General features: G+C 58.0%; 24 protein-coding genes and 1 pseudogene. 16 read left to right on the top strand and 9 right to left on the bottom strand.

All coding sequences use genetic code 11. From position 1 onward, the window contains the following. Positions 1 to 13: 13 nt before the first annotated feature. The 3 genes from IE111_RS11315 to IE111_RS11305 all read right to left on the bottom strand — a co-directional run bounded on the left by IE111_RS11315 (position 14) and on the right by IE111_RS11305 (position 3,902). Entirely contained in the window at positions 14 to 2,173 is a 2,160-nt protein-coding gene (locus IE111_RS11315; RefSeq protein WP_189608673.1) for a M9 family metallopeptidase, read from the bottom strand. Positions 2,174 to 2,402: 229 nt separating this feature from the next. Further along, positions 2,403 to 3,446 carry a hypothetical protein gene (locus IE111_RS11310; RefSeq protein ID WP_189608672.1) on the bottom strand — a complete coding sequence of 348 codons (1,044 nt, stop codon included), beginning with the start codon at positions 3,444 to 3,446 and terminating at the stop codon, positions 2,403 to 2,405. A gap of 153 nt (positions 3,447 to 3,599) precedes the next feature. After that, a complete protein-coding gene (locus tag IE111_RS11305; protein ID WP_505973610.1) occupies positions 3,600 to 3,902 on the bottom strand; it encodes a peptidylprolyl isomerase in 303 nt (100 codons plus the stop codon). 145 nt (positions 3,903 to 4,047) lie between these two features. Here IE111_RS11305 and IE111_RS11300 point away from each other — a divergent pair, with 145 nt between their 5' ends. Next, positions 4,048 to 4,224: a DUF6435 family protein gene (locus IE111_RS11300; RefSeq protein ID WP_189608670.1), complete on the top strand. Its 177-nt coding sequence runs from the start codon at positions 4,048 to 4,050 to the stop codon at positions 4,222 to 4,224. A 252-nt stretch (positions 4,225 to 4,476) separates the two neighbouring features. Then, the gene (locus IE111_RS11295; RefSeq protein WP_189608669.1) at positions 4,477 to 5,280 is read left to right on the top strand and encodes an SDR family NAD(P)-dependent oxidoreductase; all 804 of its coding nucleotides are present in this window, start codon (positions 4,477 to 4,479) and stop codon (positions 5,278 to 5,280) included. A gap of 154 nt (positions 5,281 to 5,434) precedes the next feature. On the opposite strand, the gene IE111_RS11290 is transcribed toward IE111_RS11295, so the two are convergent. Then, positions 5,435 to 6,157: a substrate-binding periplasmic protein gene (locus tag IE111_RS11290; protein ID WP_189608668.1), complete on the bottom strand. Its 723-nt coding sequence runs from the start codon at positions 6,155 to 6,157 to the stop codon at positions 5,435 to 5,437. Positions 6,158 to 6,171: 14 nt separating this feature from the next. After that, positions 6,172 to 8,250, bottom strand: coding sequence for a HAMP domain-containing methyl-accepting chemotaxis protein (locus tag IE111_RS11285; protein ID WP_189608667.1), 2,079 nt, complete (start codon positions 8,248 to 8,250; stop codon positions 6,172 to 6,174). Positions 8,251 to 8,794: 544 nt separating this feature from the next. Here IE111_RS11285 and IE111_RS11280 point away from each other — a divergent pair. The 13 genes and pseudogenes from IE111_RS11280 (at position 8,795) to IE111_RS11225 (ending at position 23,783) form a co-directional block, all read left to right on the top strand. Continuing rightward, entirely contained in the window at positions 8,795 to 9,781 is a 987-nt protein-coding gene (locus IE111_RS11280; RefSeq protein ID WP_189608666.1) for a sugar ABC transporter substrate-binding protein, read from the top strand. Between the two features lie 74 nt (positions 9,782 to 9,855). Then, on the top strand, positions 9,856 to 10,863 hold the full coding sequence (locus tag IE111_RS11275; protein WP_229805324.1) for an ABC transporter permease: 1,008 nt from the start codon (positions 9,856 to 9,858) through the stop codon (positions 10,861 to 10,863). A 26-nt stretch (positions 10,864 to 10,889) separates the two neighbouring features. Then, positions 10,890 to 11,840: an ABC transporter permease gene (locus tag IE111_RS11270; RefSeq protein WP_189608665.1), complete on the top strand. Its 951-nt coding sequence runs from the start codon at positions 10,890 to 10,892 to the stop codon at positions 11,838 to 11,840. Continuing rightward, positions 11,837 to 13,396, top strand: a complete 1,560-nt coding sequence (locus IE111_RS11265) for a sugar ABC transporter ATP-binding protein (protein ID WP_189608664.1) — start codon at positions 11,837 to 11,839, stop codon at positions 13,394 to 13,396. Before IE111_RS11270 ends, IE111_RS11265 begins: the two co-directional genes overlap by 4 nt. 239 nt (positions 13,397 to 13,635) lie before the next feature. Beyond that, positions 13,636 to 14,937 carry a M24 family metallopeptidase gene (locus tag IE111_RS11260; RefSeq protein ID WP_189608663.1) on the top strand — a complete coding sequence of 434 codons (1,302 nt, stop codon included), beginning with the start codon at positions 13,636 to 13,638 and terminating at the stop codon, positions 14,935 to 14,937. An 84-nt stretch (positions 14,938 to 15,021) separates the two neighbouring features. Then, complete coding sequence (locus tag IE111_RS11255; RefSeq protein ID WP_189608662.1) at positions 15,022 to 16,473, top strand: NAD-dependent succinate-semialdehyde dehydrogenase; 1,452 nt, start codon at positions 15,022 to 15,024, stop codon at positions 16,471 to 16,473. 124 nt (positions 16,474 to 16,597) lie between these two features. Continuing rightward, positions 16,598 to 18,796, top strand: a complete 2,199-nt coding sequence (locus IE111_RS11250; protein WP_189608661.1) for an alpha-ketoacid dehydrogenase subunit alpha/beta — start codon at positions 16,598 to 16,600, stop codon at positions 18,794 to 18,796. A gap of 106 nt (positions 18,797 to 18,902) precedes the next feature. Continuing rightward, positions 18,903 to 19,442, top strand: a complete 540-nt coding sequence (locus IE111_RS11245; protein ID WP_189608660.1) for a VOC family protein — start codon at positions 18,903 to 18,905, stop codon at positions 19,440 to 19,442. Positions 19,443 to 19,471: 29 nt separating this feature from the next. Then, positions 19,472 to 20,785, top strand: a complete 1,314-nt coding sequence (locus tag IE111_RS11240; protein ID WP_189608659.1) for a pyruvate dehydrogenase complex dihydrolipoamide acetyltransferase — start codon at positions 19,472 to 19,474, stop codon at positions 20,783 to 20,785. Positions 20,786 to 20,828: 43 nt separating this feature from the next. After that, positions 20,829 to 20,999 (top strand): annotated as a pseudogene (locus tag IE111_RS24800) (FAD-dependent oxidoreductase); the annotation flags it as partial. Between the two features lie 52 nt (positions 21,000 to 21,051). Beyond that, positions 21,052 to 22,221 (top strand): dihydrolipoyl dehydrogenase, encoded by a 1,170-nt coding sequence (gene lpdA / locus IE111_RS11235; protein WP_229805322.1) that lies wholly within the window; start codon positions 21,052 to 21,054, stop codon positions 22,219 to 22,221. Positions 22,222 to 22,319: 98 nt separating this feature from the next. Continuing rightward, a complete protein-coding gene (locus tag IE111_RS11230) occupies positions 22,320 to 22,568 on the top strand; it encodes an FmdB family zinc ribbon protein (protein WP_189608658.1) in 249 nt (82 codons plus the stop codon). Positions 22,569 to 22,760: 192 nt separating this feature from the next. Continuing rightward, positions 22,761 to 23,783: a LacI family DNA-binding transcriptional regulator gene (locus IE111_RS11225; protein ID WP_189608657.1), complete on the top strand. Its 1,023-nt coding sequence runs from the start codon at positions 22,761 to 22,763 to the stop codon at positions 23,781 to 23,783. A 1-nt stretch (position 23,784) separates the two neighbouring features. On the opposite strand, the gene IE111_RS11220 is transcribed toward IE111_RS11225, so the two are convergent. After that, the gene (locus IE111_RS11220) at positions 23,785 to 24,096 is read right to left on the bottom strand and encodes a cupin domain-containing protein (protein ID WP_189608656.1); all 312 of its coding nucleotides are present in this window, start codon (positions 24,094 to 24,096) and stop codon (positions 23,785 to 23,787) included. A 71-nt stretch (positions 24,097 to 24,167) separates the two neighbouring features. After that, positions 24,168 to 24,815, bottom strand: coding sequence for a VOC family protein (locus IE111_RS11215; RefSeq protein WP_189608655.1), 648 nt, complete (start codon positions 24,813 to 24,815; stop codon positions 24,168 to 24,170). A gap of 218 nt (positions 24,816 to 25,033) precedes the next feature. On the opposite strand from IE111_RS11215, the gene IE111_RS11210 reads away from it, so the two are divergent. After that, a complete protein-coding gene (locus IE111_RS11210; protein WP_189608654.1) occupies positions 25,034 to 25,234 on the top strand; it encodes a hypothetical protein in 201 nt (66 codons plus the stop codon). A 198-nt stretch (positions 25,235 to 25,432) separates the two neighbouring features. Here IE111_RS11210 and IE111_RS11205 read toward each other — a convergent pair whose 3' ends face one another. Next, entirely contained in the window at positions 25,433 to 25,726 is a 294-nt protein-coding gene (locus tag IE111_RS11205) for a hypothetical protein (RefSeq protein ID WP_189608653.1), read from the bottom strand. After that, entirely contained in the window at positions 25,723 to 26,172 is a 450-nt protein-coding gene (locus tag IE111_RS11200; RefSeq protein WP_189608652.1) for a hypothetical protein, read from the bottom strand. The genes IE111_RS11205 and IE111_RS11200 overlap by 4 nt, the downstream gene beginning before the upstream one ends. Between the last annotated feature and the right edge of the window lie 458 nt (positions 26,173 to 26,630).

Here is a 26,630-nt window from a genome sequence, read left to right as displayed (position 1 = left end):
GGCGGTCGATCGTTTACTGGAGGAACTCGGCGGTCAAGGTGACGCCGCTGAAACCGTTCGTTGTATCCAGGCGAACGTAGTAGTACGTACCGGTTTGCGGCATCGATACCGCAATGGATGTGTCGGTACCATTCCCAACGGATTGAACGTCGTAGTCGCTGTTCGACGGCCAGGTTTCATTGCGGCCATACAGCGTCACGTCACCTTCGCCCCCGGTGGTGGTAATGCGCAGGTCGTGCGCGCCTTCGGGAACAAAGATGTAGAAGTAATCCGCATCGGGGCTGGACAGCATGGTCCGGGCCTGGCCGTTGACAAGTCGGGCATCATCCTCTGACCCGTTATCGCCGTCGTCACCGCCGCCTGAATCGTCCGAGTCATCCCGGGCTTCCAGTTCATCCACCAGCCACTGGTCAAAAGCGTCGTCGTAGCGGCCGCCCAATTGATCGAGGTAGCTTTCATAGGCGTCGAAGTCCGCACTCCGGAGATAGCCCAGCAGCGTGGTGACTTCATAGGGTTGCTCTTCCATCAGGTAGCGGGAGGCCAGATAGCCCCACTGGTAGACGCGGTCGGTACCATGGCTGTATTGGGTGGCGAATACCGTGCTCAGCGCGATCCGGGATTGTTCGACCAGGCGCCAGGCTTCGTCGCTGTCCTCCAGATGGGTTGCGTACTCGGCCATGCCTTCGGACCACCAGATGGTGTCGAATTGACTGGACTGATTGAAGTCCCCCTTAACGTTGTAACGGCCGTCCAGGTAATGGGTGAATTCGTGGCGCAGGTTCCAGACGGCGAATTCGTCCAGCCATTCGGCCCGGTACGCGATAAAGCGCGCCTGGTTATCCGCATTGGACGGATCACCTTCCAGGTACATGCCGCCATTGTCGGTGCTGATACCGAACAGCAAACCGGCGTAGGTGGTGTAGTCGTTCGAGCTGTCGAAAATGACCACTTCCAGGGAGTCGTTGAAGTCGTCTTCCACGGGTGTCCGGTTGGTCGCGAACAACTGATGGAAACGGTCGGACTGGTCGAGCAGCGTATCGCAAATGTCATAAGCGCGGCCGGTATCCAGCGCCTGGGCTCGCAGCTCAACCGAAACATTCGGGCAATTGAATTCGAACGAGAGTACTTCCTGCTCCAGGTCGTCCTTGAAGCCGCAAATACCGTAAGTCGAGCAGTAGTCCCGGTCGTGGTAGTCGGCCTGTTCAGCGGCCGCCAGCCACAGCGGTGCGGTGTCACCGGTCATGTCGTACCGGGTCAGCCACTGGTTCACCTGAGTGCGAAGGCGAGACTTGAGCGCATCGTATTGCAGGAAGCGGCCGTATTCGCGCATGGCATTGGCAAGAATGTACTCTTCGTCCGTTCCGAGCAGGCCCTCGTGGTCGGCCACGAATGCTTCCAGTGCCGTGAGTATGCTCTGGTCGGCGAGGACGGTGTCGGTGAAATCGTCGTTCTGATGCCCCCGGAACAGGACGGTAAAGCCGTTGTTGACCGCGACGGAATGATTGCGCTCGGTCTGACGGTTAGCGTCGTATCCATTCAACAATTGAATAACCGTGGGCAGGAAGTCCGCGTTCAGGGCCGCGCTGTCGATCAGGGTCACGGCTTCCGGCAGCACCGGCGAGGGTTTGGCCTGGTTCAGCCGCTCATCGGTCAGGATGGCATTCAGTGCTTTGCGGGACTGTTCTTTGACCGCGACGCTGTATTCGCCGACATCGTCTTTGTGGTACCACTGAACATAATACCCGGCCCGCAAAAAGAGAATGGTCGATTCGAGATCGGCCTCCAGAGAAGCGTTCTGTTCCAGGTAGCGCCCAACAGCGGTCATCCGAGATTCGGCGAAGACATCGGCTGCCGTGTCGCCGGTGACCGAGAAAAGATCGTTCACGCATTCGGTGGATGCTTCCGCGATCGATGGGGCGAAGGCGTCCTGCGTAATCGACCGGAGTTGTTCCGGGTCGCATTGCCAGTCCACAGCCTTGGCATTCGTATCGGAATCGTTGTCGCCTGAATCACCGGTGTCGTCCGAATCGCCGGGGTCGTTATCGGACTGTCCGTTATCGTCCTGGTCGCCCGGGCTGGCATCGCCGGTGTCGGGGAGGTTTACATCGATTTGGCAACCGGCCAGCCAGATACAAAACAGGGCCGCCAGCAAGTGCTTTCCATTGAAGGTCATTTTTCCATTCCTCGTCCAAATGGGATTGTTGTGTTACTCCATGAGGCGGGGGATATTAAACGACCGTTCAATAAACGATATGCGGAGTAAAGGAAATTGCCAAAAGGTTCTCAGAGAAGGATTTGAAATTGCCAAGTGGTTCTCATGATAAGCCCAATGTTGACATGGTTCTGATTACTCCAGAATTAAGTATTGCGACGAATTCAAAAAGGTTGAGTGTTCAGACAGTCTAGAACTTGGCTTTCCACTGCCCATCTTCCAACACCATACGGTGTTTGCCACGAAAAAGGCTGCCACTCATTACGTGGTAAACCACCTCGATATCAACCTGGGTATGGCTGACTTCCAGAACTTGATAGGTGAGCGAATCCAACCTGACGGGCGATCCGTCTTCCATCGAACGGATAAGCGACTCGCGAATGAAGTCGCTGGTCACCGATTCGGAGACCATCGACAGGGCGGCCTCCCGATCCCCTTTCTCCCGTGCCTTAATCAATTCGACCAGTTGATACTCGGCCGTCCCTTCGAAAGGAGGTTCATCGTTATAGCGAATCGGTGCCGGGTCCGGGTCGTCCGGCGGTGGGACCCGTTTGCGCTGAAGATTGTTCACGGCCAGGTGAACATCTTCCGGGGTGGTCAGGCCTTTGGCATTTACGACATAGTCGTCGTCGATGTCAACGTAGGCTCCTTGAATCAGGGTTTCGCCGATACACATTTTCTGGTCGTATACCAAGCGTCGCTTGCCGTTCTTCTCGTATTCCACCGTTGGGGCCTCAAGCAGGGCGCGCAATGGCTCGATTTTATCGGGGAAGCCCTTCAACACCGGAATTTGCAGACGTTTCGTGGTCTCGGGGTCGATCCTGTCGCGATGGTCGGCCAAGTCGCTGACCACGGTCGAGTTGTAGCGCGACACATCATTCGGGTGTTTTAAATTGGTGTAGAAATAGCGAACGGGATCGGCTCCACCGCCCACCAGGAATTGACCTTCAAAAAAGACAAAACGGGTATCCGGATCCAGATCCCAGCCTGATACCAGGACCGGCGGGCCGATCAGGCAGATAACCTTAAAAATGTTGTCCGGCAGAAGCAGGGTGCGTACCGGTTCGGTAAAACTGATATGCCGTTGGTAGCGTTCCAGTGTGGGAGGGGGCGTGACCGCTGTGGCGGTGGGTGTGCGGACCTCGGGTTCGGGCTCGAACAGGAACTTGGCCGCCGAAGCACCGAACAGAAGCGTAATGGCAGCGGCGAGACTCCAACCGATCAATCGATGCATGGCGAAGGCAGCTCCTTGTGATTACCCGGATGCATGGGCCCGGTTCGACCCGAGCACCCGGGACAGGCGATCAGCCGCCGATACGGGACCGGTGGCTGCTCCATACCTGAGCGATAGTGACGATAAAATCCGTTATCGTCTATCGCGCAAGGCTCAGTCCGTGCGCTGGGTCACTTCCAGCAGGTGGTAGCCGAACTGGGTTTTAACCGGGCCTTGAACTTCGTTCAACGGCGCGCTGAACACCACCTTGTCGAATTCCGGCACCATCTGGCCCGGGCCGAACGTACCCAGTTCACCGCCATTCTGGCCGGAGGGGCAGGAGGAGTGCTTCTGAGCCAGAGCGGCGAAGTCTTCACCGCCTTCGATTTTGGTTTTCAGTTCCTGGCACTGCTCTTCGGAGCTGACCAGGATGTGACGGGCGCTTGCTTGGGCCATAGTATCGATCTCTCTTTGAATGTACGTCAGCGAGTATAACAGACCCGTGAGGCGAGGTGCTCGTCCGGGTGAACCGACCTCAATCCACTATACGGAAAGAGGTGACCCATCCATCGGGTGATCGGATTCGTATAGGAGGAAACTGTTCACGAAGGCTGGTACCCGTATGTTTTCATTCCTGAAGCCCAACCCTATAAAGCAGCTGCAAAAGAGCTACGAATCGCTTACCACCAGGGCGTTCAAAGCCCAGCGAAACGGCGACATCCGGACCTATTCGCTACTGACCGAGGAGGCCGAAGCGGTAAAGGCCAAAATTGAGGCCATTGAAGCTGAGCGGTGCTAACGCCTGACATCCGGACAGGCACTGATATCGCGACCTGGCGGATAATGAATTCGGTACTCGTATTAGCCCGAAAGGGAGATAGACTTCTCTTGGTGCAAACGATTGCATTTGTTCATTTCTTGTTCTAGACTCAGGCGTGTTTGGTCTTCCCGCCCTGAATCCGGGAGTGGGAGCCCGGTGCTCCCCCGGATGGTGGCTGGCGGATCCATCCTCTATACCAATGAATACAACAATCAACGCAAGAGGTACGTCATGGATACCACTCGACTCGCAGGTAAGAACTGCCTGATCACCGGTGCGGCACGCGGCATGGGCGCGGCCGTTGCAGAATATTACGCCGCGCAGGGCGCCAAAGTCTGTGTCGCCGATATCAACCTGGAAGGGTGTGAAGAAGTTGTCCAGCGCATCAAGGACAAGGGCGGCGAGGCCATCGCGGTCAAATTGAATGTTACCAATCGTGAAGAAGTTCGCGCAGCGGTGCAGGCGACGGTGGACGCCTTCGGCAGCATCAATGTTATGCTGAACAACGCCGGCATCAATAAACCGTTGATGTTCCTCGACATCACCGAAGAAAACTGGCACCAGATCATGGACGTCAACGCGCTGGGTTGTCTGTTGGGCATGCAGGAAGCCGCCAAGCAAATGATCGCCCAGGGTAAGGAAAACGGTCCCTACAAAATCATCAACGTCGGTTCCATCCTTTCCCGCCAGGCATTCGACGATGTGGTGCCTTACGCCTGCAGCAAGCACGCCGTTCAGGCGATGATCAATGGCGGTGCCAAGGCGCTGGTCGACCACAACATCACCGTGAACGGTTATGGCCCGGGTGTGGTGCGTACGGAGTTGTGGGAACAACTGGATAAGGACCTGGTGGCCATCGGAAAGTTCGAGAAACAGGGACAGTCCATGGACGAACTGGCGGAAAACATGATTCTGATGAAGCGCTACTCCTACCCGGAAGACGTGGTCGGCACGGCGGCTTTCCTGGCCAGTTCGGAGTCCGATTACATGACCGGACAACTGCTGATGATCGACGGCGGTATGGTCATGCAGTAGCGACGATGTCGTCCGGAATCGGCCGGTGAGGGATCAGGATCACTTACCGGCCGATCGGCTGTACCGCTTTCCCTCCTTACCACCTGCTTTAATCCCTCGATCCGTCACCGGCGGAACTTGAGCCCCGACACTCAATCGGCTGTCGCTGATTTGTTCAGTCGGTAGAACGCACCAGTGGACCGCTAGAGGCGTTCACGATAGCGCTCAACAAATCCGTGTCCGTCTCGCGGTTGATGCCCAGATAAACGTCCACCGATTTCACCACCCAGGCCGCTCTGGGCATCGGGTATTGGGCCTCGCGGGCAATGCTCTCGGCATTGACATTGTAGGTCACCCAGGCGTCGATGTAGCCCAAGGTCAACTTCTTCAGGTTCAGTGCATCAAACGGCAGTTCATCCACCTCGATGCCTTGTTCCGTCAAGTATCGGGTAAACGAGGAATTCTGGTAGCCGCCGATGTCCAGGCCTTCCAGATCCTTCAAGCTGTCGATGCGCAAATCGCTGTTGGGACGGGTGTAGACAACCCAGTTGTAGGTCGCCAAAGGGCCGACAAACTCAAAGGTATTCATTTGATCGGGGGTTTTCTCCAGCGGAAAAATACCGTAGTCCGACCGATTCGAGGCGCGCCGATACGAGATGGGCCAGGTACGCAGTTGAATGCGATAGTCCACGTCGACCCGATCGAGAATCTGTCGGACACGTCGAGTGGTCACATCGGTGGCGTCGGCTGATTGCGGTTGGCCCAACCGGTCCGTCTTGTAATGAAATTGGCCGTAGTCCTCTTTCATGATGGTCATCTCGGCAGCGATAGACACACCACTGCTGAAAAGGATGCCCATGGCCAAGGCCAGGTGTCGTTCTGCTCGCAACACGGTCATAGCGGTTCTCCCAACTACAGTCTGATTCGGCTGATTGCGTCGTTCAGGTTTGATGCAATGGTCTTGAGTTCGGTAGCCCGTTGTGCCGTCGACTCAAAGTCGCGCGCGACCACGGCACCCCGATCACTGATGGCGTGCGTTCTTTGTGAAATGTCCTCCGCTACCGCTTGCTGCTCATCGGCGGCCACAGACACCTGAGTGTTCAACTCACTGATGCGGGAGATGTAGGTGAGGTAATCGTCGAACGCTTCTTTGACATGATTGACCCGGTGGGACGTATCGGATGCGGTCTCCACGCTGGCGGTAATCGAATCAACCGCGTCGCGGGACCCGGTCATCACGGTTTCTATTTTTGACCGGATGTCCTGAGTGCTGGACTGGGTGCGACTGGCCAGTGTGCGTACCTCGTCGGCGACGACGGCGAATCCTCTTCCCTGTTCGCCGGCCCGTGCCGCTTCGATGGCGGCATTCAGCGCCAACAGATTGGTTTGTTCGGCGATATTGCGAATCACATCGAGGATCTGTTCGATGCCGGCGACTTCCGCATCCAGTGACTCGATAACCCCTACCGCCGATGTCATCGAAGCACTGAGTTCGCTATTGGATGTGACGGCCGAGTTAATGGCGGTTTCGATATCGTGGGCCCGGTGTTCACTCTGCGCCACTTCATCCGAAGCTTGACGCGTGTTTTGAGCGACATCCCTGACGCTGGCCGACATTTGCGCCACCGCGGTCGCCACGGAAGCAAAGTCGTCGCTCTGATCGTTCAATCGGGTTCTTACCGCACCGGTGGCCTCGGCCGTATCGGACGAAATGACGTTGATGTCACGATTGAGTTCGGCAATCCGGGCGATCATCTCGCGAATGCTCTCCACCAGACGTTCGGTCGATTGAAAAATCTGCCCGATTTCGTCCCGGGAATACTGTCCGGGTTCGGCCGTGAAGTCTCCGCTTCCCACCCGCTTCATGTACTCGCTCAACCGCTGTATCGGGCGACGCACACTGCGCACCACCAACCAGGAGATCAGCAAACACAGGACCAGTATCAGCGCGGTCGCCGATATTACGACATTTCGTCCCACGGTGTTTCGTTCCCGGGCATCGGTGCTGATCGCACCGACGGCGGCGTCCACCCGCTCGGACAGGGCCAGGAAGTCAGCGCTGATGTCCGCCAAACGATTCTGAACCTCGGTAATCTTCCCGGGGAGTACGCTGCGTATTTCTTCGAACAGCACTTTTTGCTGAGCGATCAGGCCATCGTTGGAGACCGCCAAAGCCCCGATTCGGTCGAATAGGGGGCTCATCGCGGAGTAGTAGTCCGCAAAGGCGGCATCGGCATCCTGTTGGTCGAGGATGTCGAACGTCAGTCGTGCGACGCTGTCCAGGTTGTCCCGCAATTCCGATTGGGCTGTCTCGATGACCTCAAGACTGTTGGCCAGGGACACGCTGAGGGCCAACAGGGCCGAATTATCGAACAGGCGCTGCAAGCGGAAAGCCAGGCCTTTTGCCTCCGCGGTACCCATTTGGTCCACGTATCGGTCGAATATTGGTGACGCTTCGCTTCTCAATGCATTAATGGCTTTCCTGACGTCAGCGATACGGGATTCAGCCTCGAGGGAGCGTCGATGAGTATTCATATTCCAGGCCAGGTGTTCGAACTGCTTACGGGATCGCTCCACCGATTGCGCGACAAGAGCCTTCAATTCCGGGTCTTGCGCCAGTAGCGGGTAGTCGGATACCAGGCTGGAGACCGCCTCGTCGAAAGCGCGGACATCCCCTTCGACCCGGGATCGAATGTCGGACAGGACCTGAGGTTCGCGTGCATTGTAGTGTTCGGCGGCCCCGGTACTGATGTCCTTTATGGTCAGTCGAACAGAGGACAGCGCTGACTTTACCGGAAGTGCTTCGGCCACGAGTGTGTTCAGCCCCAGGCTGGACTGCTGCAGACTGAACAAACTGACCGACAGAATGCCCAGAACACCCAGTGCCACCAGCCCGAACCCCAGGCTCAGACGTGTGACCAGGGTCAGATGAGGGCGATTTCGCCGCCTGAACCATCGATTCTCAGGCGGGCGTACACTGGATCGCGACATAACGTGCACCTGTTTTTGGACTCGGTGTCGGTTTTATTGTTGTTTTGAGTATGCCCGTCGATTTATAGCGCATGACTCAATTAAAAGCAAACGATTGCACAAATGATCAAAAATCGACCGCCTTCGATGAGTCCAGCCGGGCTTGTGAGTGAGGACCGAATAACCTTTCGACATTGCGTATAAGTTCATTGCCATTAGCCCCCGGTGCCCCGAGATCCTGATGAAATACCCTGCCGGCAAGGCAACGAAAAGGGCTTTAAATGGCGTAGAAAGGCCGTTCCAGCGAATCACGTCTATACTGGATGATATATGCGCGAGATCAATAACTTAACAACCAATGATCTATGTGGACCGCTGTACAAGAGGCGGGATCGATCAGTAAGTGAACTAAAAAAAGTGTTGACTGATGCTTGACACCTATCGGTCATGGTGGTGCAATCGTTTGCGTTGACGGCAGTAAAAAGCTTCGACGCGTGTGCTGGAACCCAGTGCACTCATGAGAAAGCACACATCAGTACAACAACAAGACAGGAGAGCTGAAAGCATGTCTCATAACCGCCCCAACCCCAGTCACAAGACCCTTGCATCCACTGCGCTGAAATCCGTCGTCGCCTCGTTCACCGTGGCCGCGTTGAGCATGGGCGTCGCCCAGGCCGAAGATCGTCTGCGCATCGGCATCACCCAGAACAACGTGGGTGTGGACAGTTACCAGACCACTTACGAAACGGCCTTCAAAGAAGCCGCGGCCCAACGCGATGACGTGGCGACCGTGGTACTGGATGCCGGTGGCGACGTAGCCCGTCAGATCGCGCAAATGCAGGATCTGATCCAGCAGAACGTCGATGCCATCATCATCTGGCCGACCAATGGTCAGGCCGTTGTGCCCGTGGTTCGCCAGGCCCACAACGCCGGCATACCGGTTGTGGTCACCAACTCGAACATCGCGGAAGCCGGCCAGGATTTCATAGCATCGTTCTCCGGTCCCAACAACATTCTGCAAGGACAGTATTCAGCCGAGATGATGTGTGACCAACTCGGTGGCGAAGGCCAGATTGTCCAGATCACCGGTCAACCCGGATACACAACGGCCATTGAGCGGCAAAAAGGCTTCGAGGATCGTCTGGCCGAGATCTGCCCCGATGTGGATCTGATGGAAAGCCAGCCCGGCGACTGGAACCGTGAGAAAGCCCAGCGCGTCATGGAAGGCTTCCTGACCAAGTACGACACCATCGATGGCGTCTACTCCGGGGACGACAACATGGGTGTCGGCGCCTTGAACGCAGCGAAGGCCGCCGGCCGTGCCGACGAGATCAAGTTTTTCGGTGCGACCAACTTCGCTGTCGGCTATGAAGCGATGGAGCGTGGCGAATACCATGGGTCCGTCTATCAGTCTCCGGCCGAAGACGCTCGTAACGCCTTGCAGACGGCGATCGATGTCGCCAACGGTGAAGACGTTCCTAAACTGAATTACTTCGACACCCCGAAAATCACTCAGGACAACATGAGTGAATTCGAAAAGCCGGTATTCTAAAAACCGGTCGGCTAATCAGCTGAACCATTGGCGCTCCGGCCACTGGCCGGAGAGCTTTATTCCGGAGTATTACAATGAAGGCATCGCTTCCCATGTCCAACTCGTCCACTGTTGCCACGGACAACAGAAAACGGGTCCTGCAGTTCCTTGGCAAACACGGCATCCTGCTGGCGTTTCTGCTCTGCATGATGATCTTTTCGTTAACCACAGACCGTTTCCTCAGTACCGGCAACCTGCTGACCGTGTTAATGCAGGTATCGATTCTGGGAACCATCGCACTGGGTGTGACATTTGTGGTGATCGGTGGAAACCTGGATCTGTCCGTCGGTTCGTTACTGTCGTTCGCCACGGTCCTTGTGGTCGATCTGCATGACAAGGTCGGGCCGACTCAAGCGATAGTGTTGACGATCGTGTTCACCCTGATTATCGGCGCGATCAACGGTACGCTCGTGGGCTACCTCAAATTGAACTCCCTGATCGTTACCCTGGGTATGCTCTCGGCCATTCAGGGCATAACCCTGATATATACCAGTGGCCAGAATGTCGATATCCAGGATCAGGAAAACACCTGGTTCGCATTTTTCGGCCGTGAGGCCATCTTCGGTATTCCCGTTCCAGCCATTATTTTCATCGGTCTTGCAATCATACTGCAGGTCGTATTGCTGAAAACAGCGTTTGGCCGAAAGGTGTTTGCGATCGGCGGTAACGGCGTCGCGGCTGCCTTTTCCGGGATCTATCGGAACCGCATGGTCTTTTCAACCTATCTCCTGTCTGCGTTTACCACCGCCTGCGCCGCCATCATTCTGGGTTCGCGGGTCATGGGGTCGCAAAATAACGTCGGCCAGGGCTACGAACTACAGGTGCTCGCGGGTGTCATCCTGGGCGGTACCAGTCTACTCGGTGGTTCCGGCAGTATCATGCGCACCGTTATCGGTATTCTGATACTCGGCTTTATCCAGAATGGTCTGTTGTTGCTCGGTTATCCCTATTACGCGCAGTGGCTGGTCACCTGGGTCGTTATTATTCTGGCCGTTTGGCTCGATATTGCCGCCAAGCGCGGTCGTTTGCTGAACGATTTCTAGGCCACGATAAACAAGGTAGATTGCTCATGCACGCGTTCATACAGTCTGTAAAAAGACAACCGATCTGGCTCTTTATCATTGCCTGTATCATCTTCTTCAGCTTTTCCAATGAATACTTCTTTGCGGTCAACAACTTCCAGAACATTCTGGTCCAGACCTCGACCATTGGCCTGATCGCCCTGGGCATGACGTTCGTCATGATCAACGGCAACATCGACTTGTCCGTCGGCTCCACGGTGGCACTCGCCGCGAGCCTGGCGGTCGGTTTGCAGGGAGCGCTCGGCATTCCCATGGCGGTGGTGATCGGTCTTGGTGCCGGGGTGTTGATCGGCGCCATCAACGGACTCATCGTCTGGAAGACCGGGGTGGATGCCTTCATCGTGACGCTGGGCGCCATGATCGGTGTACGTGGTCTGGTGTTCGTCTATACCGAGGAGCAGTCGTTCTACGCTTCCAACTTCGCCTATTCCGATTTTGGCATGAGTAGCATCTTCTCCTTGCCGGTCCTGGCTTTGATCTTCATCGCACTGACCATCGTCGCCCATATTCTGCTCAAGTACACCCTGCATGGGCGCAATGTCTATGCGGTCGGCGGGAACCGCAAGGCGGCCATCGAAGCGGGCATCAAGGTGGGTCCGCACATGTTGATCAATTTCATGTTGATCGGCTTCATGGCCGCCCTGTCCGGCATACTTCTGTCGACTCAAATGGGTGCATCGACCCCGAATCTGGGGCGTGATTACGAGCTCTGGACCATCACGGCGGTCGTGCTGGGCGGCACCCGGTTAAACGGCGGTGCCGGCACCATCATCGGCACCCTGGGTGGTGTCCTGGCCATCGGCATTCTTCGTAACGGCATGAACCTGATGCAGGTACCGTCGTTCTATGTGCTGGTGATCATGGGCAGCATCCTGATCACCGTTCTGTTCCTTGACAAGCGCCTGAATGTAACCGCCTCTAAGGGAGTCCAGATATGACCGCTCAATCGTCCCTGAACACCCAGACAGGCGACACCCCGTTGTTGCAACTCAAGGGCGTATCCAAATCATTTCCGGGCGTCAAAGCGCTGGATAATGTCGATCTGGATGTGAACGCCGGCGAAGTGCATGCCCTGCTTGGAGAAAACGGCGCCGGTAAGTCCACATTGATGAAAGTGCTTGCGGGCATTTACCACCCGGACGAAGGTGAGATCCGGATCGAGGGAACACCGGTGCGCATGCAGAAACCCATGGACGCCAAGCACATGGGGGTACTGCTGATCCATCAGGAATTGTCCCTGGTGCCTGATTTATCCGTGGCCGAAAACGTGTTCCTCGGCAGTTTGCCGAAACGGTCCGGCCTGTTCGTCAATAACCGGGAATTGCATGAGCGCTGCGGCGCCATCCTCAAGCGGTTGAATTGCCGGTTCAAGTCGAACATTCCGGTCAAGCACCTGTCGGTGGCCAACCAGCAGATGGTGGAAATCGCGCGCGCCCTGGTGTTCACGCCCAAGGTGGTGATCTTCGACGAGCCCACGGCATCCCTGACCGATTACGAGAAAGTGGTGCTGTTCGAAGTAATTCGGGAGCTCAAAAGTCAGGGCACCGGCATTGTTTATATCTCGCATCGCATGGACGAAATCTTCGAACTCTCCGATCGCATCACGGTCCTGCGAGACGGGCAGTACCGGGGTACTTTCGCGACGCGTGACACCGACGAAGAGGAAGTCACCAAACGCATGATCGGCCGGGACCTGGAGAGTTTGGCGGAGGTTGAATCGCCCGAACCCGGCGAGCGGATCATCGAGGTCCACCAGCTCGGCATCGAAGGTGAATTCAGAGACATATCGTTCGATGTTCATGCCGGAGAAGTGGTCGGGATGTACGGCCTGGTTGGGGCCGGTCGCACCCAGGTGGTGGAAACCCTGTTCGGCATTCGCAAACCGGAACGGGGCACCATCAGGATCCGTGACGAACTGGTGCATTTATCCTCGCCCGCCGATGCCATTGAACACGGGCTGGCCCTGGTCCCGGAAAACCGGAAAGAGCAGGGGCTGGTGTTGGGCATGAACTGTCGGGACAACACCTCGTTGCCCAACCTCGCGGAATACACCCGAATGGGCTGGATCGACACCGCCAAGGAAACCGAGGTTTTCGAGCGTTACCAGGAGCAGTTGCAGATCAAGACACCGGGCTGGTACCAGGCGACGCTGAACCTCAGCGGCGGTAACCAGCAGAAGGTGGTGATCGGCAAGTGGCTGAGCACTCAGCCCTCGGTACTGATTCTGGACGAACCGACCCGGGGCATCGACGTGGGCTCCAAGGCGGAGATCCACCAGTTGATCCGGGATCTGGCCAAGTCCGGCCTGGCCGTGATCGTGGTCAGTTCGGAAATGCCTGAAATCCTGACCGTCAGTGACCGGATACTGGCGTTGTACAACGGCACGCTCACGCGCGTTTTCAAACGTGCCGAGATTACCGAAGACGACCTGATTCGGGCCATCACCGGGCAGTCCGCCGATGCGGCTTCGGAGCCCGTGGCCTCAGGCGCCTGAGCCGTCGAGAACAGCAGTTGACACGGCATCGTAAAGTATGGTGCAATCGATTGCATTGAAAGGTATCGGGATCTCCCCAGTGTCGCTTTTACGAATCGATGCCTGGGGATCCCGATAACCGGGATGTATTGGCCTTTACCTGCCTCGGTGTATGGCGAGCGAGAGGCAGGTTTTTTTTACCCGATCATGCAAACGATTGCCCGGTCGGTGAACCCAGTTGCAGATAACGAGGTGTTTCGATGGATGTTAAGCCCACAGACCCCAGAATCATTCTTCCCGACGATATCAATCCCCATTGGGACTGGGACCGACCGATCCCGGCGCCCGGACGCACCGCGGTGGACTTCGAAGAGCGGGTCAATTTCCAGAGACTGCACCGCTACCGCACCGGTCGGGCCCGGCAAGCGCTGAGAAATTCCAGTCTGGGCGCGATCCTGTGCTTCGACAACAACAACATCCGTTACCTCACCAGCAGCGTTATCGGCGAGTGGACCCGGGACAAGATCTGTCGTTACACCCTGTTTACCGGCAACTCGGAACCCTATCTGTGGGATTTCGGTTCGGCCGCCGCGCATCACCGTTTGCATGCCCCCTGGCTGGAGAAGGATCACATGCACGCCGGGATGCTGGGCCTGCGCGGTTCGGTCGACGAGAAGGTCGGCCTGTTCAAGAAAGCCGCGAAGCAGATCGCCGACCTGTTGCGTCACGAGGGTGTGGCGGACATGCCACTGGGCGTCGACGTCGTCGAACCGCCCATGTTCTTTGCCCTGCAGGCCGAAGGCCTGACCGTGGTGGATGCGCAGCAGGTGATGCTGGACGCGCGCGAGATCAAGAGCATGGATGAGATCATTCTGCTCAACACGGCGGCCGCCATGGTCGATGGTGCTTACCACCTCATCTCCGAAAACCTCAAACCCGGTGCCCGCGAAAGCGACATGGTTGCTCTGGCGAACAAGTTCCTCTACGAGCAGGGGTCCGACGATGTCGAGGCGATCAATGCCGTATCCGGCGAACGCTGCAGCCCGCACCCGCACAACTTCACCGACCGAATGTACCGCCCCGGCGACCAGGCGTTCTTCGACGTCATCCAGTCCTTCATGGGCTATCGCACCTGTTACTACCGGACGTTGAACGTTGGCTTGCACACCCAGGGGCAGTCCGACGCTTACAAGCAGGCACGTGAATGGATCGACAATGCCATCGCGCTGGTCAAGCCCGGAGTGACCACGGACAAGATCGCCGAGGTCTGGCCGAAGGCGCAGGACTTCGGTTTCGAAAACGAGATGGAGGCCTTCGGGCTGCAGTTCGGGCATGGCCTCGGCATGGCGCTGCACGAGCGGCCCATCATCAGCCGTCTGATTTCGCTCGACCACCCCTACGAATTGAAAGAAGGCATGGTGTTCGCACTGGAGACCTACTGCCCGGCAATGGATGGCAGCGGTGCCGCGCGCATCGAAGAAGAAGTCGTCGTCACGGCGGACGGCTGCAAGGTGATCACGCTGTTCCCGGCACAGGAACTGTTTGTCGCCAACCGGTACTGACGCGAGGCAGTGAAAGAGGGGGCGTCGCCCCCTCGAATCAGCCAACGCCGAGCCTTCTTTCGAACGCAACAACGGATATTCACCATGACCCACGACAGTTTAAACACGGTACCCACTGAGCTCTATATCGATGGCCGATGGGCGCCGGCGTCCGATGGCGGAACCTTCACCGTATACAACCCGGCCGACGAGGAAGCACTGGCCTCGGTGGCTTCGGCAACGCAGGAAGACGCCCTGAAAGCAGTCGACGCGGCGCACCGCGCCGGAGACGCCTGGGCCGCCCGAGCACCCCGCGAGCGCGCCGAGATTCTGCGCAAGGCGTTCGAGTTGATGACCGAGCGTCGCGAAGCCATCGCGGCGGTGATTTCCCTGGAAGAGGGCAAGACGCGGGCGGAAGCCCTGGGCGAAGTCGCCTATGCCTCCGAATTCTTTCGCTGGTACGCCGAAGAAGCCGTACGCGACAACGGCGTGCTGGTGCGCTCGCCGTCCGGGAACAATAATATTCTGGTGCAACACCACCCCGTGGGTGTCTGCCTGATGATCACGCCCTGGAATTTTCCGGCCGCCATGGCCACCCGGAAAATCGCCCCGGCGTTGGCCGCCGGCTGCACCACCATTCTGAAACCGGCGTCCGAAACACCGCTGACGGCCCTGCTGTTGGCCGGCCTGTTCGAAGAGGCCGGTGTACCGGCGGGCGTCGTGAACGTCATCCCCTCCAAGCGATCGTCGGTGATGTCCAACACCATTCTCGGCGACGACCGGGTGCGGAAAATCTCCTTCACCGGCTCCACCGAAGTGGGGCGCCTGTTGCTGGCCAAAGCCAGCGAGCGGATCGTCAATTGTTCGATGGAACTGGGTGGCAACGCGCCCTTCGTCGTACTGGACGACGCCGACATGGACGTGGCCGTCGAGAGTGCGATGGTGGCCAAAATGCGCAACGCGGGCGAGTCCTGCATCGGCGCCAACCGCTTCTATGTCCACAGCTCCCTGATCGACGAATTTTCCAGCCGTATGGCCGAAGCCATGGGTCGGTTGACCGTCGGCCCCGGGCTGGAACCCGGCGTGGATGTCGGCCCGCTGGTCAATGCCTCGACGCGCGACAAAGTGGCCGAACTGGTCGAACAGGCGGTCTCGCTCGGGGCCACGGTAATGACCGGCGGCAAAGCGCTCGACGGCAAAGGCTATTACTACAAGCCCACGGTCGTGACCCATATCCCGGACAGTGCCGACATCAGCCATACCGAGATTTTTGGCCCAGTGGCCGCGATCTACCCGTTCGACACCATCGATGAAGCCGTCAGCAAAGCCAACGACACCGAGTTCGGTCTGGCGGCCTACGTTATCGGCCGTGACGTTGGCCGCGCCCTGGCGGTCGCCTCGCGCATCGAAGCGGGCATTCTCGGCATCAACCGGGGTTTCGTATCCGACCCTGCGGCTCCTTTCGGTGGCTTCAAGCAAAGCGGTCTCGGTCGGGAAGGGTCTCAGGACGGTCTGCACGAATTCATCGAAAAACAATACATCGCCGTCGACTGGTAAGTCGTTACAGCGTTGTCCGGCGAAACGATTGTCGGATTACCGATTACCTAAACAGGCATTTCAGCGAGCGGGCGTCCAAAAGCCCCGGTTCTTGAGCATGCCTTGAACGAGACAGGAGTTACAGATGCCTAAGTCGAAGAAGCTCTCTCTGAGTGCGGACTGGCTGGAAATCGAAGCCACCTCGGCCGACTGGGAAGAGACCGGGAAGGCGGGCTGCGTGAAGATGCTGAGCCACATGCATCTGATCCGCGCGTTTGAAGAAGCCATGCTCGGGCTGGAAAAACACGGGCTGGTGCATGGTCCACTGCACGTCAGTGTGGGCCAGGAAGGGGCCGTGGTCGGTGCGTTTTCCGTGATGGGCAGTTCCGACCTGGTCAACGGTTCTCACCGCGGTCACCATGTATTTCTCGCCAAGGCATTGAACCACCTGCATCAGGAGGCGCTGGATCCCACTACCGAACCCTTCCCGGACACGATCAGGACCATGCTGTACCGCACCATGGCGGAAATCATGGGGCTGAGCCCGGGCTATTGCAGCGGTCGTGGCGGCTCCATGCATTTGCGTTGGGAAGAGGCCGGCGTTCTCGGCACCAACGCCATCGTCGGCGGTGCGGTACCGATCGCCGCCGGCGCGGCCTGGTCCAAGAAACGCGACGGCGAAAAGGATCTGGTTCTGACGTCCTTCGGCGACGGGTCCTGCCACATCGGCAACGTGCTTGAAACCCTGAACCTGTCCGCCCTGTACGATCTGCCCCTGTGCTTTTACATCGAAAACAACGGCTATGCGGTCTCCACAACGCTGGAAGAACAGGCCCGCGAAACCCGTATGTCCGCACGGGGCCTGGGCTTCGGAATTCCGTCGTTCCGGGTCGATGGCATGAACCCGATGAGTGTCCGCGCAGCCATGAAAAAGGTGGAAACCTTGCTGCGTGAAGGGCGTGGGCCGGCCATTCTGGAAGTGGATGTTTACCGCTATTACCACCACAGCGGCGGCATCAAGGGCAGTGCCTTCGGTTACCGCGATAAAGCGGAAGAAGACGAACGCCGCAAGCATGACCCGATCGAATACATGGAAGCCGGGATGCTGAAACGCAAATGGATTTCCGAAGACGAACTGAAGTACCTGCGCGACAATGCCATTGAAGCGGTCGAGTCGGCCGTCGATCGTCTGACCCGCAATGAAGGCGGGCGGCGCACCATCATCGAAGAGCTGTGGCCTGACCCGAAACACAAAGACGACCATCTGCGCGGTGACCTGTCCGAATTCAACGGCACGACTTACGTAGAACAAACCGACTTCCGGGGCAAACTGGACGACGTCAAGTTCATCGAAACCATTGCCAAGACCGCAGTGCGGCGATTCGAAGAGGACGACCGCTACTACGTGATCGGTGAAGACGTTCACAAACTCAAGGGCGGCACCAACGGCGCCACCAAGGGTATTCCCGAGCGCTGGCCGGACCGGTGCGTGCCGACGCCGATCGCCGAACACGGCTTCGTCGGCATGGCCGGCGGCACCGCGATGACCGGCAAGTACCGCCCCATCGTCGAGTTGATGTATCCGGACTTTGCGCTGGTCGCGGCCGACCAGTTGTTCAACCAGATCGCCAAGGCCCAGCACATGTTCGGGGGCACCGTGCGCGTGCCGCTGGTGCTGCGCACCAAAGTGGCGATCGGTACCGGCTACGGCTCCCAGCACTCCATGGATCCGGCCGGCCTGTTTTCCATGTGGCCGGGCTGGCGCATCGTCGCGCCTTCTACCCCGTTCGACTATGTCGGGCTGATGAACAGCGCGCTGAAATGCGAGGACCCGGTGCTGGTGATCGAAAGTGTCGAGCTCTATGGACGCACCGATGTCGGCCCGGTCGACGACTTCGATTACTTCATCGAACTGGGTAAAGCCAAGGTGGTTCGAAGCGGCCAGAAATTCACTGTACTGACTTATTTGAACATGGTCAGCAAGGCGGTCGAGGTCTGCGAAAAACTCGGCATCGATGCCGAGGTGATCGACTTGCGCTCGCTCGACCGCGCCGGTATCGACTGGGACACCCTCGGCGAAAGCATTCGCAAGACCAACCACGTGGTCGTACTCGAACAGGGCTGCCTGACCAACTCCTACGGTGGCATGCTCGCCGACGAAGTCCAGAAGCGCTACTTCGATTACCTGGATCATCCGGTGCGCCGCATCTATGGCGGCGAATCCTCACCCAGCGTCTCCAAGGTGCTGGAGCGCGCGGCCTATGTCGGCGAAGAGGAAATCACCGCCGGCTTCCAAGCGGCCCTGGCGGACATGGGCGCCGCCCTGAAACAGAACATCGCCTGAGCCCGGCGACCGGTGCGGATCAAGGGATTCGCACCGGTCGGTGCATCGATCCGTCACTCTCTTCGATCGGTGCCGAATTCCTTACCCACAGATTGATGGAGGCGTTATGACGGGTCACCAGAAAGGGTTGCCGGGCTTGCGCGGCACTGACCACATCGGTTTCACCGTACCGAATCTCGAAGAGGCGGTCGCCTTTTTTGTCGACGTGATCGGCTGCGAAGCCTTCTATGAATTGGGGCCGTTCGAAGGTGGCGACTGGTTGTCGCAACAACTGGACGTACACCCGCAAACCGTGATGAAAAAGCTCAAGTTCCTGCGCTGCAAAAACGGTACGAACTTCGAGCTGTTCGAGTACGAAGCGCCGGATCAAAACACCAAGCAGCCCCGGAACAGCGACATCGGTGGCCATCATCTGGCCTTCTATGTGGATGACTTCGATGCGGCGCTGGAACATCTCAAAGCCCATGGTGTCGAGATCATGGGTGAACCCGTAGTGCGCACGGCCGGCCCCAGCGGCGGCCAGACCTGGATTTACTTCAAAACGCCCTGGGGCATGCAGTTGGAACTGGTCAGTTTCCCGAACGGCAAAGCGTACGAGGCCGACTTTGAGAACAAGCTTTGGCACCCGGCGTATCCCGCCGAGTGATCGCAATTTGAATGTAGGAGAGAACCATCGTGCCTGTTGCAATTACACTCCCGCCCGTTACCCCCGATTTCGATTCGGGAACCATTGGCGCCTGGAACAAAGCGGTCGGTGATCGGGTTGAAAAAGGCGACGTCCTCGTCGATGTCGAGACAGACAAGGCCATGGTCGAAGTCGAAGCCGAAGACAGCGGTGTGTTGGGCCGCATTCTCGTCGACGGTGGCCAGAGCGACGTGCCGGTGCATTCGACCATTGGCGTGCTGCTGAAAGATGGCGAATCCGACGCCGACATCGACGCGTTTCTGGATGGCGCCGAAAGCGACACGAGGGCCGAACCCGAACAAGCCCAACCGACGCAAGCGGATGCCCGAAAACCCGAGACCGACACCCCTACGGCCACTGAACCCGCGCCGGCGAGCCAGACTGTTGACGCAGGCGAGACCCGTATTTTCAGCAGTCCGTTGGCCCGGCGCATCGCCCGTCAAAACGACGTGGACCTGTCACAATTGAAGGGCCGCGGGCCGAACGGACGCATTCTGAAAGCGGACGTCACCGATTACCTCGACACACGCGGCGCTACCACCGAGGCACCGTCGGCCCCGGCAGCAGCTTCGCAGCCTAGCGCGGCCGTGGCCGGCTACGGCGACCACGAGGCCATTCCGCACAGTTCCATGCGCAAAGTCATCGCCTCGCGCCTGGTCGAGTCGAAGCAAACCGTGCCGCATTTTTACCTCAACCTGGACTGCGAACTCGACGCCCTCATGGACCTGCGCGCCAGCCTGAATGCCGAATCGCCGGAAGGGGAGGGTGGCTACAAGCTGTCCGTCAACGACTTCATCATCAAAGCGGCGGCCCTGGCCCTGCGCGATGTCCCCGAAGTGAATGCCAGCTGGACCGACACGGCGATATTGAAGTACCGGGATGTGGACATTTCCGTCGCCGTGGCGACGGAAGACGGTCTGATCACACCCATTGTCCGCAAGGCGGACACCAAAGGGCTGGCCACCCTGTCATCGGAGGTGAAAGCGCTGGCCGGTCGGGCCCGGGAAGGTCGCCTGAAACCCGAAGAGTACAAAGGCGGCGGGTTCTCGATCTCCAACCTCGGCATGTACGGCATCGACTCCTTCAGTGCCATCATCAATCCGCCGCAATCGTGCATTCTCGCGGTCGGTGCCGCTGTTAAAAAACCGGTGGTGCGCGGTGACGAACTGGCGGTGGCTACCGTCCTCAGCTGCACGCTCTCGGTGGATCACCGAGTGGTGGACGGCGCCGTGGGTGCCCGCTTCCTGCAGGCTCTGAAACACTACCTCGAACACCCGACCCACATGATGCTGCGCGGCGGCTGATTCAGCGTTACCGATTTCGAACTCAAGTTGCGGATAAAGCACTATGAAGACATACGATCTGATCGTGATTGGCGGTGGCCCCGGTGGCTACGTCGCGGCTATTCGCGCCTCCCAGTTGGGAATGACAACCGCCCTGGTAGAACGCGAACATCTGGGCGGCATCTGCCTGAACTGGGGCTGCATTCCCACCAAGGCGCTGCTGCGCTCGGCGGAAATAGTCGAACAGATCCGTCACGCCGACCGGTTTCGGCGTGTCGGTGAGCGGCATGCAATTCGATTTTCCAAAAATGGTGGCCCGCTCTCGAGAGGTGGCCGGCACCCTGAACAAAGGCGTCACCCAGCTGTTGAAAAAGAACAAGGTCACGGTCTACGCCGGTCATGCGCAACTGAAGGGCCAGGGGACGGTCGAGGTCGACAGCGATACGGGGAAGGAAACACTGGCGTCCAACAGCATCGTTCTGGCCACCGGTGCGCGGGCGCGCAGCCTGCCGGGACTGGAACCCGACGGCAACCGGGTGTGGACCTACAAGGAAGCCATGACGCCCGCGACCCTACCCAAATCCGTCCTGGTGATGGGGGCCGGTGCCATCGGCATCGAGTTCGCCAGCTTCTACAACAGCCTCGGCGTCGACGTCACCGTCGTCGAAGCCATGTCACGGATTCTGCCGGTCGAGGATGCGGAGATCTCGAACCTGGCCGAGAAAGCCTTCCGCCAAAAGGGCATCCGGATTCTGACCGACACGCGCGTCACGGAACTGCGCAAAGGCGCGGACTCGGTAACCGCAGAGGTCGAGACCCCGAACGGGGCCGAGACGGTCGAGGCTGACCGGGTGATTTCCGCCGTCGGCGTCGTCGGCAATTCCGAGAACATCGGCCTGGAGAACACCCGCGCCGAAGCCGAGCGCAGTTTCATCCAGGTCGACGAATGGTCCCGCACGGCCGAGCCCGGCCTGTATGCCATCGGTGATGTCGCCGGTGCTCCCTGCCTGGCGCACAAGGCCAGTCACGAAGCGGTGATCTGTGTGGAGAAGATCGCCGGAGTCGAGGGACTGGAACCCCTGGACCGGGATGCTGTTCCGGGCTGTACCTACAGCAGCCCCCAGATCGCGAGTGTCGGCCTCAGTGAGGACCGGGCCAAAGAGCAGGGCCACACCGTGAGAGTCGGACGCTTCCCGTTCAAGGCGAACGGCAAGGCCATAGCCATGGGCGAGACGGACGGCCTGGTGAAAACCGTTTTCGACGAAGACACCGGAGAACTGCTCGGTGCTCACATGATCGGCCCCGAGGTGACCGAGATGATCCAGGGCTATGTCGTCGCCCGCCAGCTCGAAACCACCGAGCATGAGTTGATGCACGCCATCTTTCCCCACCCGACCCTGTCCGAAAGCATGCACGAAGCCACCCTCGATGCCTACGGCAAGGTGTTGCACATTTAGCGCAAACGCCCCAGGGAAGGGGTTGACGAGCTGCAAACGATTGCATAGACTCGAAATCAGTGAACAATCTGTTCTCCACAGACCCAGAGGATCACCCCATGCCGACCTATGTGTACGAGACCATCCCGAACGATGACCAGACGCCGCCACGCCGGTTCGAAGTGTTTCAGAGCATGACCGATGACGCCCTCAAGACGGACCCGGAGACCGGCTTCCCCGTCAAACGCATCATCAGCGGCGGGCTGGGGTTCAAGACGAAGGGCCTCAAACGACACACCGTAGTGAACAAGAAGAGTCCGGCCGCCACAGCCTGTGGGTGCGCCACCGGCTGCGGGCATCGCCACTGATTCGGTACCGACCGGCCGGGTTGACCGACGCCCGGCGTGGTGTATTGCTGATGCCGAGGCGGGTCTGTATCCTTGAACAGCGGGCGTTGTCGTCATATCTACCCCCTTTCTCGCCTGGCAACGCCCCACCAACGTCGCATCAGATTCCTGTCCGGTGGTTTTATATGGAGCTTTATTCAGTGGTCAGCGCCCATGGCTAGAAAAGTCACGTTGAAAGACATTGCCGAACATCTCGGGGTGAACACCTCGACGGTGTCCCGCGCGTTGAACCCCGAAACCAGCAAAATGCTGACGGCGGAGCAGAACCGTCGCGTCCGTGAAGCCGCCGACGAACTGGGCTATGTGCAGAACACCATGGCCTACGCCCTGAAAAAGGGCCGCTCCATGACCATTGGCGTGATCGTGCCGGACTTGATGAACCCGGTGTTTCCGCCGATCGTCAAAGGGGTGATGAACCACCTGAACAAGCAATCCTACACCTCCATCATCGCCTACAGCGAAAACGACATCGACCTGGCCCTCACCGAGATCAAACGGATGAAAGGGCGTCAGGTCGACGGCTTTATTCTCGCCAGCCCGTTCCGGGAAGACGCCTCTGTCGACTATTGCATCGAACACAAGATCCCGGTCATCACCGTTCACCGCACCGTGGACAAAAACGTGGTGGACAAGATCGTCATCGACAACGAGTCGGGCATGCAGCAAGCGCTCGAACATCTGTTGTTGTTGGGGCATCGGCGCATCGCATTGATCGCCGCACCGCAAAATATATCCGACGGCTACCAACGCTACTGGGCCTACCGGAACCTGTTGACCGAAAACGGCATCGAGATCGATGAAGACCTGATCGTCCAGGCCGATGCCTTCAGCCTGGAAGCCGGCCGGGAGGCCACCCGCGAACTGCTGGCCCGTGGCGCGTCATTCACCGCGGTCATCGCATCGAACGACCTGATCGGCATTGGTTGCATTGAAGAACTGGAAAAGCAAAACCTGCGCTGCCCCGACGATGTCTCCGTGGTCGGCTTCAACAATATGCCCTACCTGGATCAATTCAGGGTACCGCTGACCACCATCGACATCCCCCGTGCCCGCATGGGCGAGAAAGCTGCTAAGCTGATTCTCGAACGACTGAAAAACCCGGATATGCCGTTGCAGCACATTGTGCTGGAGCCCCGGCTGCTGGTGCGCCGGTCAACGGCGCTGTGCAAGGGTTAGCCTACACACTGCCTTCGGATTCAACCACCAGCACCCGGGCTTCACCCCGGGGATGCGCCACATGTTCGGTGCCCACAGACGCGTAGAAGATATCGCCCGTGTTTAAGCGAACGACATGCTCTGTTCCGTCAAGGCGATAGTACATATCCACAACCCCGTCGAGCACCGCGAACACCTCCTCACCGTCATTGATGTGCCAGCGATAAGGCTGGTCGGTCCAGTGCAGGCGCGTGGTGATGCCGTTCATCGTGGCGATGTCTTTGGCGCCCCAGGCTCTGTCGGCGGTGAAGTCTTTGCTGCGAATGATGTCCATGGGATGGTCCTGATGAGGTAGTAAACGGTGACCGATGCGACTGTAGACTAAGGCATCTATAAAAGCACGGGCTACAGCCTGAGCAGCATCGGTAACTCGGGCCGCAAATCCAAAACCTTGCCCTGGCGGTGATGATCGAACTCCAGCTCAAGCAATGGAGAGTCGCCCACGTCCACCGATACGTCGTGCAGGCTATCAGCCATCCTCGCCGCTTCGGATTCGGCCACCGGGAGGGTCAGGTGAGTGTGAGTCAAAGCCCGCACTCCGCAAGAATGAACCAACGGTTGAGCCCGTTCCGGAGGCATCTGGTCCGGCCTTTGGCCAAAGGGGAGGAAAAACCACATAGGCTCCTCCAACGGTGCCTCGGCGACGGGGATCGAGAGGCCGGGTGGAAGATAGTTCGGGCAATAATCCCAGTAACTGAACCCCGGCGTTTCGTCCGGCTCGCTGGCCCTGAAACAGACACCGAAAGGGGAGACCGAATTCGGCGTGGCCGTCAGTCGCTCATACAGACGGGTCGGAGCGGTGACAGGACGCAAGGCTTCTTCCCGGTCGACCAGGTACAGCAGTTCGATAAAGGCATTGGCGAAGAAAAACCGACGGTTAGCCGTGCCCTGTCCCGGGTGGCGATTGGGCGTGCCCTCGGTAAACCCAAGTTCCTTGAAAACATGGCCCACTTCAGGACCGGGGACCGCGATGAAGAGATGATCCAGTTCCATTCTAAAGGTTTCCGAATAGTGGGTCAGACGAACGCCTATCTTAGCACCGGAGCACCATAACCGCATTCGTGACATCGATCACAGATAATCCAACAGAACGCATGACCGCATTGGTCTTTGGCGGCCCAACCGCTAGCATGCTGCTTCCCGATTGATTGATACAACGAAACCCAAGCAGAAAGACGTCGCAGGGAACTGTACAGCAAGGATATGGACGCATGAGCGATTTCGGGCACCCCCGGGATGGAGAAACCGGGTATGGCGCTTGTATTCTGGATACTTGGGACCCATCGGAAAAACCGGAATCCAAGCTCTGTTACCGCGAAGCCTACGTCTGGCAGGGCCAATACGAAGATGCTGAGACTCGTACCCGCATATTACCGCCCCAGTCCAACGCCGTCATTGGCTGTGCTGAATAAACCAGTTCGAAATACGATCGATAACGCCCGGTGCATAAATGTACCGACCCGCAACGAGCGCATAGGCGTTGGAATACCACGGTAACTGCGACGGAAGTTGGTGGTTGAACCAGCGGGACTTCAACAGGCTGCTATAGAGTCAGTTTCCGTTGTGCACTCACAATGCCCAGGGGAGCCCCCTGGGCAAGAGTGTCGGTGTTAACCAACCGCCGCGTTAAAAGCCTCCCGCTTCAACTCATCCAACCACTTCCGTCCGCCGAGTATCCCGATGATGCCAATCGGCACAAAAGGGATAGAGAATACGATGACCAGAATGGCGCCTGCCTTGTTCATCGGCGTCAGCATCAACAAGGCTCCAAGCAGATTCATAGAAGCGAGGCCAAACAGAGTGTAGCCAATGGCGGCCGGTAGTTCAGGGTCTGACGCGGTCAAGGCAGACAGGGCCATGGTAATCAGTGCCGAAGCCAGTGCTTGTCCAAATCCGGGTTTCATTGTGCGTTCTCCTTGTATTGTGGTTTCACCAGATCGTTCAAGACAGACCAGAGGTCTTCCACTTCCTCGGGCTTGAACAGTTCAATGGGTAGGTTGACGGGCTTCCGTTGATGGGAAGTTTCGACGATGAAGCGCCGCTTCTGGCGACTGACCGACCGAATACTGTTCAGAGGGACCAACTGAAGTGACCCTAACGGTGCGGGGTTTTTGAATTCCAGCGCATTGTGAGTGATCGTACAGACCGGAGTTTCTTCACGGCTCAACAAGATCAGAGCGGTTACGATCATAATCAGACCGGCCGCGAGTGGCATGGCGACGGGCATACCGGCGGCTAACACAAAGATGGACACAGCAACTGCAACAAAACCCAGACCAACCTGAATTTTGGCCATTTTGCTTACTTTTGGGTTACGCATGAATACGATGGGATCACGAGCGACACTCATGACGATCTCCTTATCATTCGGGTGGGTTTCCATATCTAAGGCTGTCTGGAACCTGTCCAGAACAGCGGCGAGTACTCTAAAGGGAAGGAGCTTTGATTTCCAGAGAGCAGACACACCAACTGGCGTACCAGACGCTGAAGTTGTGATGGAATTCACTGCCGAAATAAGTGTCGACGTATTACGTCAGGCTTAAGTCGCTTAGCAAGTCCCCACAACAACAGCCACACTCACCCGGTAAAGTAAGGCAATCGCTTGTCCTTGTGTTTTTCCCAGCCCCGGGGATAAAACATCCGGACATCCCGCAGCCCGAGAACGCCGTCCTGGGTCGGGTGAGGAGTAAAGTCCTTGGTTTCCCCGGATATTTTGATCGAGATAGAAACGCTAGCAAAACGGCTGTAATTCCACGGCTGTATTATCCGGAGTGGTGGCCTCAATTCCTCATGGGAGCCCTCTGCTCC

Source organism: Saccharospirillum salsuginis, from assembly GCF_014651855.1.
Taxonomy (GTDB): Bacteria; Pseudomonadota; Gammaproteobacteria; order Pseudomonadales; family Natronospirillaceae; genus Saccharospirillum; species Saccharospirillum salsuginis.
This window is presented reverse-complemented; position numbering and strand designations above follow the sequence as displayed.